The sequence below is a fragment of the Microbacterium sp. PA5 genome, assembly GCF_049860775.1.
GTDB lineage: Bacteria > Actinomycetota > Actinomycetes > Actinomycetales > Microbacteriaceae > Microbacterium.
The window spans coordinates 832,070-846,250 of sequence record NZ_CP187567.1; the positions used below are offsets into that span (position 1 = coordinate 832,070).

The 14,181-nt window shown below is 71.4% G+C and carries 19 protein-coding genes; 13 read left to right on the top strand and 6 right to left on the bottom strand.

Annotation, left to right across the window (positions count from 1 at the left end):
• Window positions 1–2: 2 nt before the first annotated feature.
• Complete coding sequence (locus tag ACPWUT_RS03750; protein WP_425840769.1) at window positions 3–320, bottom strand: Rv3235 family protein; 318 nt, start codon at window positions 318–320, stop codon at window positions 3–5.
• A 275-nt stretch (window positions 321–595) separates the two neighbouring features.
• Here ACPWUT_RS03750 and ACPWUT_RS03755 point away from each other — a divergent pair, with 275 nt between their 5' ends.
• Window positions 596–1,192: a hypothetical protein gene (locus tag ACPWUT_RS03755; protein WP_425840772.1), complete on the top strand. Its 597-nt coding sequence runs from the start codon at window positions 596–598 to the stop codon at window positions 1,190–1,192.
• A gap of 30 nt (window positions 1,193–1,222) precedes the next feature.
• Here the strand turns inward: ACPWUT_RS03755 and ACPWUT_RS03760 are convergent, their stop codons facing one another.
• Window positions 1,223–1,501 carry a helix-turn-helix domain-containing protein gene (locus ACPWUT_RS03760; protein WP_425840775.1) on the bottom strand — a complete coding sequence of 93 codons (279 nt, stop codon included), beginning with the start codon at window positions 1,499–1,501 and terminating at the stop codon, window positions 1,223–1,225.
• Between the two features lie 145 nt (window positions 1,502–1,646).
• Here ACPWUT_RS03760 and ACPWUT_RS03765 point away from each other — a divergent pair, with 145 nt between their 5' ends.
• From ACPWUT_RS03765 to ACPWUT_RS03805, 9 genes are all read left to right on the top strand, one after another.
• On the top strand, window positions 1,647–2,273 hold the full coding sequence (locus ACPWUT_RS03765; protein ID WP_425840778.1) for an SAF domain-containing protein: 627 nt from the start codon (window positions 1,647–1,649) through the stop codon (window positions 2,271–2,273).
• Window positions 2,270–3,517: an AAA family ATPase gene (locus ACPWUT_RS03770; protein WP_425840781.1), complete on the top strand. Its 1,248-nt coding sequence runs from the start codon at window positions 2,270–2,272 to the stop codon at window positions 3,515–3,517. The genes ACPWUT_RS03765 and ACPWUT_RS03770 overlap by 4 nt, the downstream gene beginning before the upstream one ends.
• A gap of 21 nt (window positions 3,518–3,538) precedes the next feature.
• The gene (locus tag ACPWUT_RS03775; RefSeq protein WP_284529824.1) at window positions 3,539–5,032 is read left to right on the top strand and encodes a sensor histidine kinase; all 1,494 of its coding nucleotides are present in this window, start codon (window positions 3,539–3,541) and stop codon (window positions 5,030–5,032) included.
• A gap of 78 nt (window positions 5,033–5,110) precedes the next feature.
• Window positions 5,111–5,527, top strand: coding sequence for a hypothetical protein (locus ACPWUT_RS03780; protein WP_425840784.1), 417 nt, complete (start codon window positions 5,111–5,113; stop codon window positions 5,525–5,527).
• A gap of 107 nt (window positions 5,528–5,634) precedes the next feature.
• A complete protein-coding gene (locus ACPWUT_RS03785) occupies window positions 5,635–6,033 on the top strand; it encodes a hypothetical protein (RefSeq protein WP_284529827.1) in 399 nt (132 codons plus the stop codon).
• Window positions 6,030–6,539, top strand: coding sequence for a hypothetical protein (locus ACPWUT_RS03790; protein ID WP_425840787.1), 510 nt, complete (start codon window positions 6,030–6,032; stop codon window positions 6,537–6,539). The genes ACPWUT_RS03785 and ACPWUT_RS03790 overlap by 4 nt, the downstream gene beginning before the upstream one ends.
• Window positions 6,539–7,402 (top strand): hypothetical protein, encoded by an 864-nt coding sequence (locus ACPWUT_RS03795; protein ID WP_425840790.1) that lies wholly within the window; start codon window positions 6,539–6,541, stop codon window positions 7,400–7,402. Before ACPWUT_RS03790 ends, ACPWUT_RS03795 begins: the two co-directional genes overlap by 1 nt.
• Entirely contained in the window at window positions 7,399–8,136 is a 738-nt protein-coding gene (locus tag ACPWUT_RS03800) for an ABC transporter ATP-binding protein (RefSeq protein WP_425840792.1), read from the top strand. The genes ACPWUT_RS03795 and ACPWUT_RS03800 overlap by 4 nt, the downstream gene beginning before the upstream one ends.
• On the top strand, window positions 8,133–9,278 hold the full coding sequence (locus tag ACPWUT_RS03805) for an ABC transporter permease (RefSeq protein ID WP_425840795.1): 1,146 nt from the start codon (window positions 8,133–8,135) through the stop codon (window positions 9,276–9,278). The genes ACPWUT_RS03800 and ACPWUT_RS03805 overlap by 4 nt, the downstream gene beginning before the upstream one ends.
• Window positions 9,279–9,327: 49 nt before the next feature.
• On the opposite strand, the gene ACPWUT_RS03810 is transcribed toward ACPWUT_RS03805, so the two are convergent.
• Window positions 9,328–9,576, bottom strand: coding sequence for a WhiB family transcriptional regulator (locus ACPWUT_RS03810; RefSeq protein ID WP_036295594.1), 249 nt, complete (start codon window positions 9,574–9,576; stop codon window positions 9,328–9,330).
• A 254-nt stretch (window positions 9,577–9,830) separates the two neighbouring features.
• Between ACPWUT_RS03810 and ACPWUT_RS03815 the strand changes: the two genes are divergently transcribed.
• Window positions 9,831–10,244, top strand: a complete 414-nt coding sequence (locus tag ACPWUT_RS03815; RefSeq protein WP_284529838.1) for a histidine kinase — start codon at window positions 9,831–9,833, stop codon at window positions 10,242–10,244.
• Here the strand turns inward: ACPWUT_RS03815 and bcp are convergent.
• The 3 genes from bcp to aroA all read right to left on the bottom strand — a co-directional run bounded on the left by bcp (window position 10,227) and on the right by aroA (window position 13,177).
• Window positions 10,227–10,691 carry a thioredoxin-dependent thiol peroxidase gene (gene bcp / locus ACPWUT_RS03820; protein ID WP_284529839.1) on the bottom strand — a complete coding sequence of 155 codons (465 nt, stop codon included), beginning with the start codon at window positions 10,689–10,691 and terminating at the stop codon, window positions 10,227–10,229. The two genes, ACPWUT_RS03815 and bcp, sit on opposite strands and share 18 nt — an antisense overlap.
• A 76-nt stretch (window positions 10,692–10,767) precedes the next feature.
• The gene (gene rsgA / locus ACPWUT_RS03825; protein ID WP_425840800.1) at window positions 10,768–11,814 is read right to left on the bottom strand and encodes a ribosome small subunit-dependent GTPase A; all 1,047 of its coding nucleotides are present in this window, start codon (window positions 11,812–11,814) and stop codon (window positions 10,768–10,770) included.
• Window positions 11,815–11,830: 16 nt separating this feature from the next.
• Window positions 11,831–13,177, bottom strand: a complete 1,347-nt coding sequence (gene aroA / locus ACPWUT_RS03830; protein WP_284529842.1) for a 3-phosphoshikimate 1-carboxyvinyltransferase — start codon at window positions 13,175–13,177, stop codon at window positions 11,831–11,833.
• A gap of 72 nt (window positions 13,178–13,249) precedes the next feature.
• On the opposite strand from aroA, the gene ACPWUT_RS03835 reads away from it, so the two are divergent.
• Complete coding sequence (locus ACPWUT_RS03835; RefSeq protein ID WP_284529843.1) at window positions 13,250–13,936, top strand: sigma-70 family RNA polymerase sigma factor; 687 nt, start codon at window positions 13,250–13,252, stop codon at window positions 13,934–13,936.
• On the top strand, window positions 13,933–14,178 hold the full coding sequence (locus ACPWUT_RS03840) for a zf-HC2 domain-containing protein (protein ID WP_284529845.1): 246 nt from the start codon (window positions 13,933–13,935) through the stop codon (window positions 14,176–14,178). The genes ACPWUT_RS03835 and ACPWUT_RS03840 overlap by 4 nt, the downstream gene beginning before the upstream one ends.
• Window positions 14,179–14,181 lie beyond the last annotated feature (3 nt).

Here is a 14,181-nt window from a genome sequence, read left to right on the forward strand (position 1 = left end):
CCCTAGAGGAGCGCGAGCGATGTCGCCCGCCATCGCCCGTCCCACCCCTCGAGGCGCAGGGCCACGGCGCGCGTGCGCACCGGTCCCGCCACGATGGCGACCGCCTCGACGATGCCGTCGGCGGGGGCCGAGTGGTGGATGCGCAGGATGTGATGGACGGGGCGCGCCGCCGGCACGCCGCGGGCGCTGCGGGCGCGCGCCGACAGATTCGCCCGTGTGACCAGGGCTCGAAAGGCGTCCTCCCCGAGCCAGCGCGCGAGCTGCTCGACCTCGCGCACGCCGGCCAGGACCTCCAGGACACCGATGGTCAGGTTGCGCACGAGCGGCTCCGGCGGCGGCAACGCGACACTGGGGGTGCGTTGCGCGCGAAGTACTCCGCGACGTCGAGAGCCCGGCCGACGCGAGGTCGGGATCGGGCTCCGCCAGAAGCTGTGGACACGGCGGGCCTCCTCACGACGGGGGGAGTCCGGATGAGTAGAGCACACGCACGTCGACGGCGGTATGAGAAAGCTCCAACCTGTGGACCCCCGCGAGGCCGGTCCACGCCTGTGGAACCGCGACGAGGGCATCCGGCCGCATCGCCTACGCTCTGGGCGTGCGCTGGGACCGCTTCTTCGAAGATCTGGAAGATCAGCTCGACTCCGAATGGGAGGCCGAGCGGGCCGCCCTGGACTCCGAGGCGGAGCGCCTGCGGCTGTCGCGCATCACCCTTCGCGAGCGCCCCGTCGCCGTGGCGGGGGAGGGCGAGGGAGCGGTGTCGTTCGACCTGTGCGACGAGACGGTGCTCGTCGGGCGGGTGAGCGCCGTCGGCGCCGACTGGGTCGCCGTCGCCCCGGAGCCGCGAGGCGACGCCGTGCTCGTGCCCCTGAGTGCGGTGGTCGCCCTCGGGCTCACCCAGATCGACCTCGTCGGCAGCGCTCGCGGCGCCTCGGCGGGTCCGGCGCTGCGACGTCGCATGACCTTCGGATTCGTGCTGCGCGACCTCGCCCGGAAGCGCATCCCCGTGAGGGTGCAGATCGCCACCGGCAGATCGCTCACCGGCACGATCGACCGGGCGGGAGCGGACCACTTCGATCTCGCTCTCCACGACGCGGGCGCCCCGCGGCGGCGCGGCGAGGTCGCCGGCTACCGCCTGGTGACCTTCGCCGCGGTCGCCAGTGTGCGCCCGGAAGCCCCGGCCGCGCTTCCCTGATCCGATCGACCGTCGTCCGCGATCAGCGGGTCAGTCGCCGTGCGCGCCGCCGCGTCCCCACAGCTCCGGGAAGCTCGCGGCGTTGGACTCGCGCCACAGCGCCATGCGCCGCGCCTCCTCGGTCTGCGCCTCGACGTACTCGTCGACGCTGTCCTCGGCGATCCGCCAGCGCGGGGGAGAGCCGAGCTTCGCGCCGCGCAGCCGGCCGTCGAGGATCAGAGCCACGACCTCGTCCGTGTCGATGCTCAGCATCTCCGCGACCTGCGCGGCGCCGAGCATGCGCACGTCGGGGCGAGGCGCTTCGGGCATGACGCCATTATCCGCTCGCGGCTCATGCTGCGCCATGGGGTGCGGCGACTGTGGAGAAAACGTCCCGCGGCACCGCCCGCCCGGAGTCTCCCGCCGGTTGTGGACAGTCCCGACGGCGCCGGCGCGATCCCGCCACCATGGGGCGATGAGCTCCGCCGACGCCCGTCCACGCCCGCGCGCCTTCTGGGCGGATGTCCGCTTCCTTCTCGGGATCGTGCTCATCATCGGATCCGTCGCCGGTGTCTGGGCTGTCGTGATCACCGCGCGCCAGACCGCTCCCGCTCTCGCGGCGGCGCGCACGCTGGTGCCCGGCGAGGCCATCTCGCCGGATGACCTCCACGTCGTCGACGTCGCGCTCGGCGCCGCTCGCGGAGGCTATCTGTCTCCCGACGCTCTGGAGCCCGGGGCGGTCGTCACCCGCACCATCGAGCGCGGCGAGCTGATCGCGCGCGCCGCAGTGGGGAGCGCCGATGCGGCGCGGGTGACGACGGTGGTGCTTCCCGTGGCCGGCGATGTGCCGGTCGCGGTGAGCGCCGGGACCGTGGTCGAGGTGTGGGCGGCGCCGCAGCTCGAGCGCGGCACGTACGGCACGCCCCGCGTGCTCGTCGCGTCGGCGACCGTCCTGTCGGTCACGCGCGGAGACACCGTGATGGGGGGTGGGGAGACGTCGCTCGAGCTCGTGATCGCCCGCGTCGACGTCTCGGCCGCCCTCGCCGCCCTCGCCGACGGCTCGCGGCTCTCCGTGGTGCCGCTGTCGGGGCTGCTGCCGTGAGGGTGGTCGTCGCCGGCGGAGCGCGCGGGCGCGCGCTGGCCGAGGATCTGCGGATGGAGGGCGTCGAGGTGATCGCCGTCGTCGCGGCCACCGCGCCTGCCGCGGTGGTGGCCGACGCGACCGTCGACGCGGCAGCAGCCGGACTGGTGGCGGCCCTCTCGTCGGCCGACGTACTGGTCGTCGACGCGGACCGCGCCGCGCTGACGGCCGCGCTGGTGGCGGCGTGCGACCGTTTCGGGGTGCGCATCGTCGCGCGGTGCACGCGCGCGTCAGACCAGCGGCTGGCGGAGCGATTCGGGGTCCGCGCCGTCGATGCCGATGCGCCGGCGCGCGAAGTGATCGACCCGGCGGCCGGGGACTCGACCCGGCCGGTCGGCCGCGGCCGTGGCCGCGTGATCGTGGTGTGGGGGGCCGCCGGGTCGCCGGGGCGGACGACGCTCGCCATCGGGCTCGCGGCTGAGCTCGCCCGCGACGGCCGCCGGGTCGCCCTCGTCGATGCTGACTCGCACGCGCCGTCGGTCGCGCTGGCGACGGGGCTGGCGGATGAGGGCCCGGGGTTCGCGGCGGCATGCCGTCAGGCCGCACGAGGCGCCCTGTCCGTCGACGAGCTCGAACGGATATCCCTGCCGCACGGCGGCGTCAGCGTCCTCACCGGGATCAACCGTCCGGGGCGGTGGCCGGAACTGTCGGTGGAGCGGGTGCAGGCCGCGCTCACCGTCTGCCGGGACTGGGCCGATGATGTCGTCGTCGACGTCGCGGCGTCACTCGAACTCGACGAGGAGATCGTCAGCGATCTCGACGGGCCGCGTCGCAACGCCGCCACCCTGGGCGCCCTGCGGGTCGCCGATCTCGTCGTCGCGGTCGTCGCGGCCGATCCGGTGGGGATCTCCCGCTTCGTCCGCGCGCATTCCGAGCTGCGGGCCGTGATCGGGGCGACTCCGGTGCGGATCCTCGTCAACAAGACGCGGCCCGGTGTGCTCGGGCTCGATCCGCGCACCCAGGTGCGTCGGGCGATCGAGCGCTACGCCGGCGCGGGGGAGATGTGGTTCGCACCTGCCGACGCGCGGGCCGTCGATGCCGCGCTCCTGAGTGCGCAGCCCGTACTCCGGGCCGCTGGGCGCTCGGCGCTCACGGCGGCGATCCGCCGCTTCGTAGGTGAGGCCCTCGAGCCGCCGCCCCCGCCCCCGTCGCCGCGCCGGAGGCGACGAAGACCATCGCGGCGGCCGGTCGCACCGCGCGTGTGACGAGGTCGGTAGCCTGGAGTCGTGTCGACACTCAGCGATCTCGTCTACGCCCAGGGCCGGTCCAGCGAGGCGGACGTGGAGTGGCTCCACCGCCTGGCCGGTGACGGCCAGCTGCTCGCCGACCTCGCCTTCGCCGACATCGTGATCTGGGTGCCGACCGACGACGATTCCTTCATCGCCGTGGCCCACACCCGCCCGTCGGGGGCGGCGACGCTCTTCTATCGCGACATCGTCGGTGACCGGGTCCGTCCGCAGTGGCGCACGCAGGTGAGGGACGCCTTCACACAGCTGCGGATCGTGGATTCCGCCTCGCCCGACTGGTTCGAGGAGACGCCGACGCGGGTGCGCGCCGTGCCGATCGTCCGCGCACGCGCCACCGCCGACAGCCCGGCAACGGTGGTGGGCGTCCTCACCCGGCACACGAACCTCGGTGAGGCTCGGACGCCGTCGCGGCAGCAGATCACCTTCAACGATTGCGCCGACGACCTGTTCGGCATGATGGCGGCCGCCGACTTCCCGGATCTCGCCGCACCGACCTCGCCCCGGCGCGGCGCGCCGCGCGCGTCGGACGGGCTCATCCGTCTCGACGTGGACGGCGTCACGACGTTCGCGAGCCCGAACGCACTGTCGGCGTTCAACCGCCTCGGATTCGACGACGAGCTCGAGGGCGAACCGCTCATCGAGGTCGCCACCGCGCTCCTACCCGCCTCGCGACAGTTCGACGAGTCCCTGCCGATCGTCATGGCCGGCCGCGCTCCCTGGCGGGCCGACATCGAGGCGCGCGGCGTCACGGTGTCGCTGCGGACGATCCCGTTGAAGGACCACGGCACCCGCATCGGCGCGATCGTGCTCTGCCGCGACGTCACCGAGATCCGCCACCAGGAGCAGGAGCTCATCACGAAGGACGCGACGATCCGCGAGATCCACCACCGCGTCAAGAACAACCTGCAGACCGTCGCCTCACTCCTGCGGATCCAGTCCCGCCGCACCCACTCCGACGACGCGCGCGACGCCCTGACGCAGGCCATGCGCCGCGTCTCGGCTATCGCCGTCGTTCACGACACGCTCTCGGAAGGCCTCGCGCAGAACGTCGACTTCGACGACGTCTTCGACCGGGTGCTCAAGCTCGTCGCAGAAGTCGCGGCCTCGCCCAATACCCGGGCGCGGACCGTGAAGACCGGCACCTTCGGCACTCTTCCGAGCGAGTACGCGACGCCCCTCGCGCTCGCGCTCACCGAACTGGTCACCAACGCCGTCGAGCACGGCCTGGCCGATCAGGAGGGCGAAGTGGAGATCATCGCGGAGCGCACCGACGAGGAGCTCGGCGTGCGCGTCCGGGACACCGGAGTCGGTCTCCCCGAGGGGCAGGTGGGCCGGGGACTCGGCACCCAGATCGTCCGAACGCTCATCCAGGGCGAACTGGGCGGGACCATCGACTGGCACACCATCCTCGGCTCGGGCACCGAGGTGACGATCGAGATCCCCCTGCGCTACATCGACCGTCCCGGGGGCTGAGAGCCGCCGCACGGCGATTCGCCCGGCAGACTGTGGAGAACATAGGCGCGCTTTCATGAGTCGTGCTTTCATGCATACATGAGAGCAATCAAGAAGCCGGTGGCCGCAGTCGTCCTCACCGCGGCGATCGTCCTCGGGGTCGCAGTCCCCGCGCACGCGTACTACTACAGCAACGTCTGGGGTGAACTGAACGGCCGCGGGTTCGTCGTGAACTATCAAACATTCCGGGACCACGTCTCGACCACCCGACCGCGTATGTATCTGGACAGGGTGACCGCGTTCAACTTCCGCCTGTGGATGAGGGACAACGACGGAGTTCGCGTGTCTGACCGCGCGCTCTTCCATACCACCGGGCAGACCACGTATTGGTACTCGTCGACCGGATCGACCGTCATCCCCAGTGGGCGCTACAAGCTGTCGGGTCAGATGATGGGCGAGCTTCAGGGCAGCTTCGACCCGATCAAGATCCGCTGGCAGGGAGACATCACGTGGTGACGGCTCAACGTAGGCACTCGGGAGCGACCAGGACGTTCGTCGGTCTCGTGCTCGCTGTTTCTGCGCTCCCAGGATGCACTTCCGGCGTCGTCACGCAGGAGGGCTTCATGTCCTACGACGAGATGCGCGATGAGTACGACCGGACGCTTGAGGACTTTCCGGCCGACCTTCCGTTCCCCGAGGGTGTGCCCACCCACCCGTCGCTCGAGAGCCAGATCGTCGCAGACCCAGAGACCACTGATCTCTTCGAGGTGGGTTCCGGCTCGGGACAGGCATACGTGTACTGGGAGTGCACGTGGATGATGCAAGTGCTGGCTGCGGACGGTGTGGGGGAGAAGGCCGATCAGGGGTTGGACATGTTGGAGTCCGCGCTTGACTCCGACATGCGTGCGAGACACTTCGACGACTCCAGCGGGGTCTGGGAGAACCAAGTGCTTCGGAGTGCTCGGCAGGGCGACCTGAGGCTGCTGAAGGACTTCGCGGTCGGTTGCGAGGGGGATTCGTGAAGCCTGCCGGTCTTTTCGGCCGCGTCGGCGGCTTCGGCGTCGTCCTCTGCCTTCTGATGACGAGCCTCGCGGGCTGCGATGCCGATGCCGTCACGCAGGAGGGCTTCATGTCCTACGACGAGATGCGCGCGGAATACGACCGCACGCTCGAGAACTTCCCAGACGACCTGCCGTTTCCCGAGGGGGTCAACACTCATCCGCCGCTGGAGAGCCAGACCGTGACCGACCCTGAGACGACCGATCTCTTCCAAACCGGATCGGGGGAGAGTCAGGCATACATCTACTGGGAGTGCACGTGGATGGTGCAGGCGCTCGAAGCGGGCGACGACCGGGCGAGGCTCGACGAGGCGCTCGACATGCTCGAGTCGGCCTTGCACTCCAGATTCCATCGCCTCTACTACGAGGATCCCGGCCGGGTGTGGGAGCTCGAGGTGCTCGGCGGGGCGCGGACGGGCGACCTGAGCTCGTTGAAGGACTTCGCCGTGGGTTGCGACGTGGAATCCTGATGGCCGCCCGTTCTGTCGACAGCGCACGCGCGCTCGGCTCCGCGGTCGCCGCGATGCTCCTGGGCTGTCTCCTCTCAGCCTGCATCGCTCCTTCGGCGCCGCCATATGCCGACGACGCAGAGGCGTCCGAGGCGACGCTCATGACCGAGACGGTCGAACGGCGCACCTTCGACACGGTGCTCTCGCTTCCTGCCACGGTCGTGTCGGGGATGACGTTCCAGGTCACGGCCCCGGCGTCCGGGAGTTTCGTCGAGCACGACGACACGCTGGCGGTGCGGCTCGGCTCGGGGCGCGAGCTCCCCGTCGGAGCACGCGCCCGGATCGAACGACTCCTCGTCGAACCGGGGGCCGAGGTGGTCGCCGGGCTTCCTCTCGCCGAAGCGGTGCACGACGGGTTCGCCCTGCGCGCCCCGGTGACGGGGGAAGACCTGCTGCGGCTGGCGGCGTCGACGGAGGGACTGGCCGACCTCGACGTGCCCGGGAGGGCAGAGGGCGAGGTGCTCGGCTCCTCCGGACCGTTCGCCTGCGACCTCGTGGACCCCGTGCCGAGCTCCGCCGACCCCGCCCTCGTCCAGGAAGGTGACTCCTTCCTCGCCTGTGCCATCCCGGCGTCCGTGCGCGTCCTCACGGGGATGACCGGACAGCTCGTCGTCACGCTCGCCACCCACGAAGACGTCCTCTCGCTGCCGCTGGAGGCGGTCGCCGGCACCATCGACCGTGCCCGTGTCTCCGTGAGAGAAGGAGACGAGATCGTCGAGCGCGAGGTCACTCTCGGCGGGTCGAACGGGTACGTCGTCGAGATCGTCGACGGCCTCCGCGAAGGCGACGAGGTGCTGGTCCCGAGCCCGAGTCTCCTCGAATGACCCGCGATGTCCTCCGCCTGGTGCGGGGCACGAAGGTGGTCGGCGGGCGGCCCGTGCTCGACGCGACGAACCTGACGATCGCCGCAGGCGAATCGCTCGCCGTGATCGGCCGGTCCGGAAGCGGGAAGAGCACGCTGCTGTCGGTGCTCGGACTCCTCGACGACCTCACCGACGGGGAGCGATGGCTGTGGGGAGAGCGAATCGAGGCTCTCGGTGAACGAGATCGTGCCGTACTTCGGGCCCGGCGCCTCGGGTTCGTCTTCCAGAACTTTCGGCTGATCGACTACCTCACCGCCGCGAGCAACGTCGCCGTGCCGATGGATGCCGCCGGGCACCTGAAACCGGTGCAGCGCCGCCGGCGGGCGGACGATCTCCTCGGCGAGCTCGGCCTCGCGCATCTGCGACGGCGCCGCCCACGCGAGCTCTCCGGTGGCGAGCAGCAGCGGGTCGCCATCGCCCGGGCGCTCGCGTGCGAGCCCGACCTGCTCCTCGCCGACGAGCCCACGGGCTCGCTCGACGAAGCGACGGCCGCCGATGTGCTCCGGCTCCTCCGGCAGGCCACGCACGAGCGCGGCTGCGCCCTGCTCGTGGTCACGCACGACCCGGGGGTCGCCGCTCAGATGGGCACCGTCCGCGAACTCGCCGACGGCCGTCTGCACGAGGTCTCGGGCACGCGGGCTGAGAGGACTGAACGGGCTGAGCGGGCGGGACCGTCGGTCGAGGTGGTCCCGTGAAGACGCTCCGCCTCGCCGGTCAGCTCCTCCGCGGGCACGCGCGGGGCCATCTCCTCACGATGGTCACCCTGCTGCTCGGTCTCGTCGGGATCGTCACGGTCGCCGGCGCCTCCACGACGATGGCGCGCACGATCGAGCACCAGTCCGCACTGGAGAGCGGCCATCGTGTCACCGTCACCGCGTACCTGTACGCGACGGCGTCCCCGGTGGATCTGCAACGACTGACGGCGCAGTTGCAGCGCCGAACGCCGGAACAGGCCGCGGTGGCGCCGGTCGTGCGACTGCCGACCCTGGCCGTCACCGCTCCGCAGCACCTCGTCGAGACGCAGGTCGTGCTGACCACGCCCGCGCTGATCGCGGTGCGACGCTGGCCGGTCCTCGCCGGCGCCTGGCTCGACGACACTGCGTCGCTCGTGCCGACGGGCGTCGTGAACCGCGCGGCGGCGGGTCTCGGCGCCGGCATCGGCGACGTCCTGCGGACCGACGACGGGACCGGTGTCGTGATCCGGGGCATCGTCGAGGACGGGCTGCGCGACCCTTGCGTCTACGTACGCCTGGAAGAGCATGCCGGCGCGGTGGTGCTCAGCGATGACCGGACCTCGGCCCTGACGGTCTCCGCCCCCGGACTCGACGCCGCCGTCGTGCGCGAGGTCCTCACGGGCATCGAGAGCATCGCCGGTTCCGCTCTCGTCGAGCGCGTCGAACGCACCGATCGGCTCGACGAGCTCCTCGCCGAACTGAGCGCGGCGACGATCGCCTTCGTCGTCGTGGGGACGTTCAGCGTGCTGTCCCTGTCCGTCGGCATCCTCAACATCGGCCTGTCGCGCTCACGCGAACGCGCGTGGGAGCTCGCGTTGCGCCGAGCTCTCGGAATGCCGCGTCCGGCGCTCGCGCTGGCGATGGTGATCGAGTCGCAGGTCGTCGCCGGCGCTGCGGCAGCGGCGGCCATCTCAGTCTCGGTCGTCGCCCATCCGGCCATGGTGTCGGCCATGGCGACACTTCCCGACACGGCGGCGTCGAGCTATCCGGTCGATGCCGCCGTGCTCGGACTCGGCGTCGGGGCGCTCGCCGCGGCGATCGGCAACATCGCGCCGGTGGCGCGCATGTGGCGCCTGCCGATGTCGATGATCATGCGGCTCTGAGAGCCCGCTGGGACGGACGACGCCGGACGGCACACCGTTCGGAGAGGCGTCAGGAGGCGCGGCGCGCGCGGGCGGCGCGGCGCTTGAGAGCGCGGCGCTCGTCCTCCGACAGACCGCCCCACACGCCCGAATCCTGACCGGACTCGAGGGCGTACTGCAGGCAGATCTCGGTGACCGTGCACCGCGCGCAGACGGCCTTCGCCTTCTCGATCTGGTCGACGGCGGGTCCGGTGTTGCCGACGGGGAAGAAGAGTTCCGGGTCGACGGTCAGGCAGGCGGCTTTGTCGCGCCAATCCATGGTGTGGTGCTCCTTGATGCGGGATGAAGTTCGGGTGGGACGGACGCCGGGTGGACGTCGATTACCCTGGAAGTGTGCGAGCAACTGCTCGCCCCACTGCGCTGTGGGAGCACACGCTTCATCAATCGTCCCATGCGGCGGCAGGTGAATCAAGGGTGAACATGGCATTTCCAGACCAGTTTGCTGTGCGTGGCCTTAAAGGCCGGCACGGTCGCGCGACGCTCCGCGCACCGATCCGAGGAGTCCTCCGGCCCATGCGCACCCGTCCCGTCGAGCGTTTCGCCGCCGTCGCCTTGGGCGCCGAAGGGGCGGGTCTGTTCGTCCTGGCGGGATGGGAGATCGTCGCCCTCGTCTCCGGCGACACCGAGTCGGTGGCCAGCTCGATCGCGCTGATCGTCCTCACGGTCGTCGGGGCGATCGCGGTCGTCGCCTTCGGAGTCGCGGTCTGGCGCGGGAGCTCCTGGGGGCGCAGCGGCGGAATCGTCACCCAGCTGCTGGCGCTCGCCGTCGCGCTCGGCGCACTCACCGGCCCCGACCCGCAGCCCGGCTTCGCGGCCGCGCTGGCGGTGCCGGCCGTCGTCGTGCTCGCGGCCCTGGTCGCGAGCGCCCGGGCCGCCGGACGCCGCATGCGCGCCGCGGAGGCGGAGGGGTCAGACGCCGAGCAGTGACCGGATCCGGGCGACGTGCCCGGTGGCCTTCACGTTGTACAGCGCGTGCTCGATGGTCCCGTCCGGGCCGATCACGAACGTGGAGCGGATGACGCCCTCGACGACCTTGCCGTAGTTCATCTTCTCGCCCCACGCGCCGTAGGCGTCGTGCACCCGGTGGTCGGGGTCGCTCAGCAGGTCGTAGGGGAGGCTGTCACGCGAGCGGAACTCGCGCAGCGTGGCGGGGTCGTCGCGGGACACGCCGAGCACCGTGTAGCCGGCGGCCTGCAGCGGGGCGAGGCTGTCGCGGAAGTCGCACGCCTCGGTGGTGCAGCCCGGGGTCATGGCAGCGGGGTAGAAGAACAGGACGACGCCCTGCCCGCGCAGCGCGTCGAGCGACACCTCCCGCTCGTCCTGGTCGACCAGGGTGAAGGCGGGAGCGGGGGAGCCGGGTTCGAGGCGGGTCATGCTCCCAGGATAGTGAGCGCACGGCGCTGCAGGGTTCGCCGCAGGCTTGCCGCCGGGTTCGCCGCGGGCACGCGGGTCAGGGCCGGGCGAAGGTCGCCAGCAGGCGCTGCAGGGAGTCCAGCCGCGCGGCGCCGCGGTCGCCGAGGCGCCCCTCGGCGACGGCCTCCACGATTGCGCAGTCGGGCGCATCGGGCAGGTGCGTGCAGCCGCGCGGGCACTCCTCGGCCACGGTGGCCAGATCGGTGAAGGCGCGGAGGATGTTCGCGGGATCGACGTGACCCAGGCCGAACGACCGCACACCCGGCGTGTCGATCACCCACCCCTTGCCCGCAGGGCTCTGGTAGCGCAGAGACACGGTGGAGCTCGAGGTGTGGCGTCCTCGACCGGTGACCTCGTTGACGTGCCCCGTCGCCCGGGCCGCGTCGGGCACGAGGGCGTTGACCAGCGTCGACTTGCCCACTCCGGAGTGTCCGACGAAGACGGTCGAGTGGCCGACGAGGCGCTCGCCGATCCGATCCACCGGCATGTCGCCGTGCCCGCTCGTGAACACCTCGAGGTCGTCGAGCCCCTCGAAGTGGCGGAGGAACCCGCTCGGGTCGGCGAGGTCGGTCTTCGTCACGACCAGCAGCGGCCGGATGCCGGCGTCGAGGGCTGCGATGAGGTAGCGGTCGACGAGGCGGGGCCGGGGCTCCGGGTCGGCTGCGGCCACCACGACGAGCATCTGGTCGGCATTGGCGACGACCACTCGCTCGACCTGATCGGTGTCGTCGGCGCTGCGGCGCAGGAGCGAGGTGCGCTCCTCGATCCCGACGATGCGCGCCAGCGTGCCGTCATCTCCGGAGGAGTCGCCGACGATGCGCGCCCGGTCTCCGGTGACGATCGGCTGCTTGCGCAGCTCGCGTGCGCGGGTGGCCGACACCTGACGCTCGTCGGGGCCGTCCTCGTCGACGAGGACGGTGTACCGGCCGCGGTCCACCCCCAGCACGCGGGCGATGCGCGCATCGGCGTGGGCGGGGCGGCGCTTGGTGCGCGGCCGGTTCGCCTTCGGGTTGGGGCGGACGCGGACGGAGGACTCGTCGAAGTCCGACTCGTCGTCGTCGTCGTAGTCGTCGAGCCAGCTCATCGCCGCCGTCGACCGCTCACGCGTCGCCTGCCAGCATCGCCCGCCACAGTTCGGGGAATTCGGGCATGGTCTTCGCGGTCGTGCCGATGTCGTCGACCTCGACTCCCGGCACGCGCAGGCCGATGATGGCCCCCGCCGTCGCGATGCGGTGATCGTGGTGCGCGCGCCAGAGCCCGCCGTGGAGCGGGGCGGGGGTGATGCGGATGCCGTCGGGGAGCTCCTCCGCGTCGCCGCCGAGCGCCCGAAGGTTCGACACCAGCGCGGCGATGCGGTCGGTCTCGTGGCCGCGGATGTGGCCGATCCCATGCAGAGTCGACGGGGCGTCGGCGAAGGCCGCCAGGGCGAACAGCGTGGGCGTCAGCTCGCTGGCCGCCGTGAGGTCGAGGTCGACACCGGCGATGCGGTCGCCGGCGGTGACCGTCAGCGCGCCGCCGCGGCGCGAGGTGCGGGCGCCGATGAGGGTGAGGATGTCGGTGAGGAGTGCGCCCGGCTGCGTCGAGGTCGCCGGCCACGCCGGGATCGTGACGGCGCCGCCGGTGAGGATCGCGGCCGCGAGGAACGGCGCCGCGTTGGACAGGTCGGGTTCGACGCTGGCGTCGCGCCCGCGCGGGGTGCCGGCGGGCACCAGCCACTCGTGGGGCTGCGCGTGCTCCACGTGCACGCCCCGGCGTGCCAGGGCCTCGACGGTCATGTCGATGTGCGGGAGGCTCGGGAGCCGGGCTCCGGAGTGCAGCAGGTGCAGGCCGACGTCGTACCGCGGAGCGGCCAGAAGGAGCCCCGAGACGAACTGGCTCGACGTGCTCGCGTCGATGGTGACCTCGCCGCCGCGGATGTGGCCGCGCCCCTTCACCGTGAAGGGGAGCGCCCAGTTGCCGCCGTCGTCGATGTCGACGCCGATCTCGCGGAGAGCCTTGATCATGACGCCCATAGGGCGGTGCAGCGCGCTCTCGTGCGCGGTGATCGTGACGTCTCCCTCGGCGAGACCGGCCAGCGGGGCGATGAAGCGCATCACCGTGCCGGCCTGTCCGCAGTCGATGACGACATCGCCGCGGAAGGAGCTCGGCGGGGTGACGCGCAGGTCCGGGCCGAAGGGTCCGGACGCGGGGAGCTCCTCGATCTCGACGCCGAGGGTGCGCAGCGCATCGATCATGCGCGCCGAGTCGTCGGAGTGCAGCGGGGACATCAGCGTGCTCGGGGCATCGGCGAGGGCGGCCAGCACGAGCTTGCGGTTGGTGAGCGACTTCGAGCCCGGAACGGTCACGGTGGCGTGCACCGGGACGTCTCGGGTGGGCGCCGGCCAGGCACCCTCGACGGCCGCGGCGTCGGCGGCGGAGGGAGGCTGGGAATACCCGGACGCAGTCATCGGGTTCTACCCTAACGAACCCCGTCGTCCCGCCCGAGTGAGACCCTCGGACATCCCGCTGTGAGGAGCGTCATGATCGCCACGCTGCCATCGGTGTACGACGTGGTCGGCGACGTAGACTGGCGCCTGATGGAACACGAGGCGGCGACAGACCCGCAGACCACCGAGGACCCGCAGACGGCCCCGGAGCCCAGAGACCAGTTCGAGGAGCAGGCGCTCCCGTTCATGGATCAGCTCTACGCCGCCGCGATGCGGATGACGCGCAACCCCGCCGACGCCGCCGATCTGGTGCAGGAGACCTTCGTCAAGGCGTTCGCGTCGTGGGCGTCGTTCACGCAGGGCACGAACCTGAAGGCGTGGCTGTACCGCATCCTCACCAACACGTACATCAACACGTATCGGAAGAAGCAGCGCGAGCCCTACCAGGGCACGATCGACGACCTCGAGGACTGGCAGCTGGGCGGCGCGGAGTCGACGACCGCCACCAGCTCCCGCTCCGCCGAGGCGGAGGCGATCGACCACATGCCGGCGTCGGCGGTGAAGGACGCGCTGCAGCAGATCCCCGAGGACTTCCGCCTGGCGGTCTACCTCGCGGATGTCGAAGGCTTCGCGTATCAGGAGATCGCGGACATCATGAAGACCCCGATCGGCACGGTCATGAGTCGCCTGCACCGTGGCAGGCGACTGCTTCGTGACCTGCTCGCCGATTATGCGAGAGAGCGTGGCATCGACGTGCCCGCGACGAGGAGCACGAAATGAGCGACTGCGGCTGCGACAAGGCGAGGAAAGACCTCGAGGAGTACCTGCGCAACGAGGTGTGCAAGACCGAGCACGCCGACATCAAGGAGCACCTGGACAACTGCCCGGCCTGCCGCGAGGAGGCCCTGGTGGCCACGACGCTGACCGCCGTGCTCGCCCGTGCGTGCAAGGAGACGGCTCCCGAGCAGCTGCGCGACCAGGTGCTGAGCCGACTGCGCGCCGAGCAGGCCGCGCACCACTGATCC

Bases quoted from the DNA above. Each gene is read 5' to 3' on its own strand.
- ACPWUT_RS03800 (WP_425840792.1), top strand. From the start codon at position 7,399: ATGACCCGCGATGTCCTCCGCCTGGTGCGGGGCACGAAGGTGGTCGGC.
- bcp (WP_284529839.1), bottom strand. From the start codon at position 10,691: ATGACCCGCCTCGAACCCGGCTCCCCCGCTCCCGCCTTCACCCTGGTC.
- ACPWUT_RS03840 (WP_284529845.1), top strand. From the start codon at position 13,933: ATGAGCGACTGCGGCTGCGACAAGGCGAGGAAAGACCTCGAGGAGTAC.
- ACPWUT_RS03835 (WP_284529843.1), top strand. From the start codon at position 13,250: ATGATCGCCACGCTGCCATCGGTGTACGACGTGGTCGGCGACGTAGAC.
- aroA (WP_284529842.1), bottom strand. From the start codon at position 13,177: ATGACTGCGTCCGGGTATTCCCAGCCTCCCTCCGCCGCCGACGCCGCG.
- ACPWUT_RS03785 (WP_284529827.1), top strand. From the start codon at position 5,635: ATGTCCTACGACGAGATGCGCGATGAGTACGACCGGACGCTTGAGGAC.
- ACPWUT_RS03780 (WP_425840784.1), top strand. From the start codon at position 5,111: ATGAGAGCAATCAAGAAGCCGGTGGCCGCAGTCGTCCTCACCGCGGCG.
- ACPWUT_RS03815 (WP_284529838.1), top strand. From the start codon at position 9,831: ATGCGCACCCGTCCCGTCGAGCGTTTCGCCGCCGTCGCCTTGGGCGCC.
- ACPWUT_RS03810 (WP_036295594.1), bottom strand. From the start codon at position 9,576: ATGGATTGGCGCGACAAAGCCGCCTGCCTGACCGTCGACCCGGAACTC.
- ACPWUT_RS03765 (WP_425840778.1), top strand. From the start codon at position 1,647: ATGAGCTCCGCCGACGCCCGTCCACGCCCGCGCGCCTTCTGGGCGGAT.
- ACPWUT_RS03760 (WP_425840775.1), bottom strand. From the start codon at position 1,501: ATGCCCGAAGCGCCTCGCCCCGACGTGCGCATGCTCGGCGCCGCGCAG.
- ACPWUT_RS03795 (WP_425840790.1), top strand. From the start codon at position 6,539: ATGGCCGCCCGTTCTGTCGACAGCGCACGCGCGCTCGGCTCCGCGGTC.
- rsgA (WP_425840800.1), bottom strand. From the start codon at position 11,814: ATGAGCTGGCTCGACGACTACGACGACGACGACGAGTCGGACTTCGAC.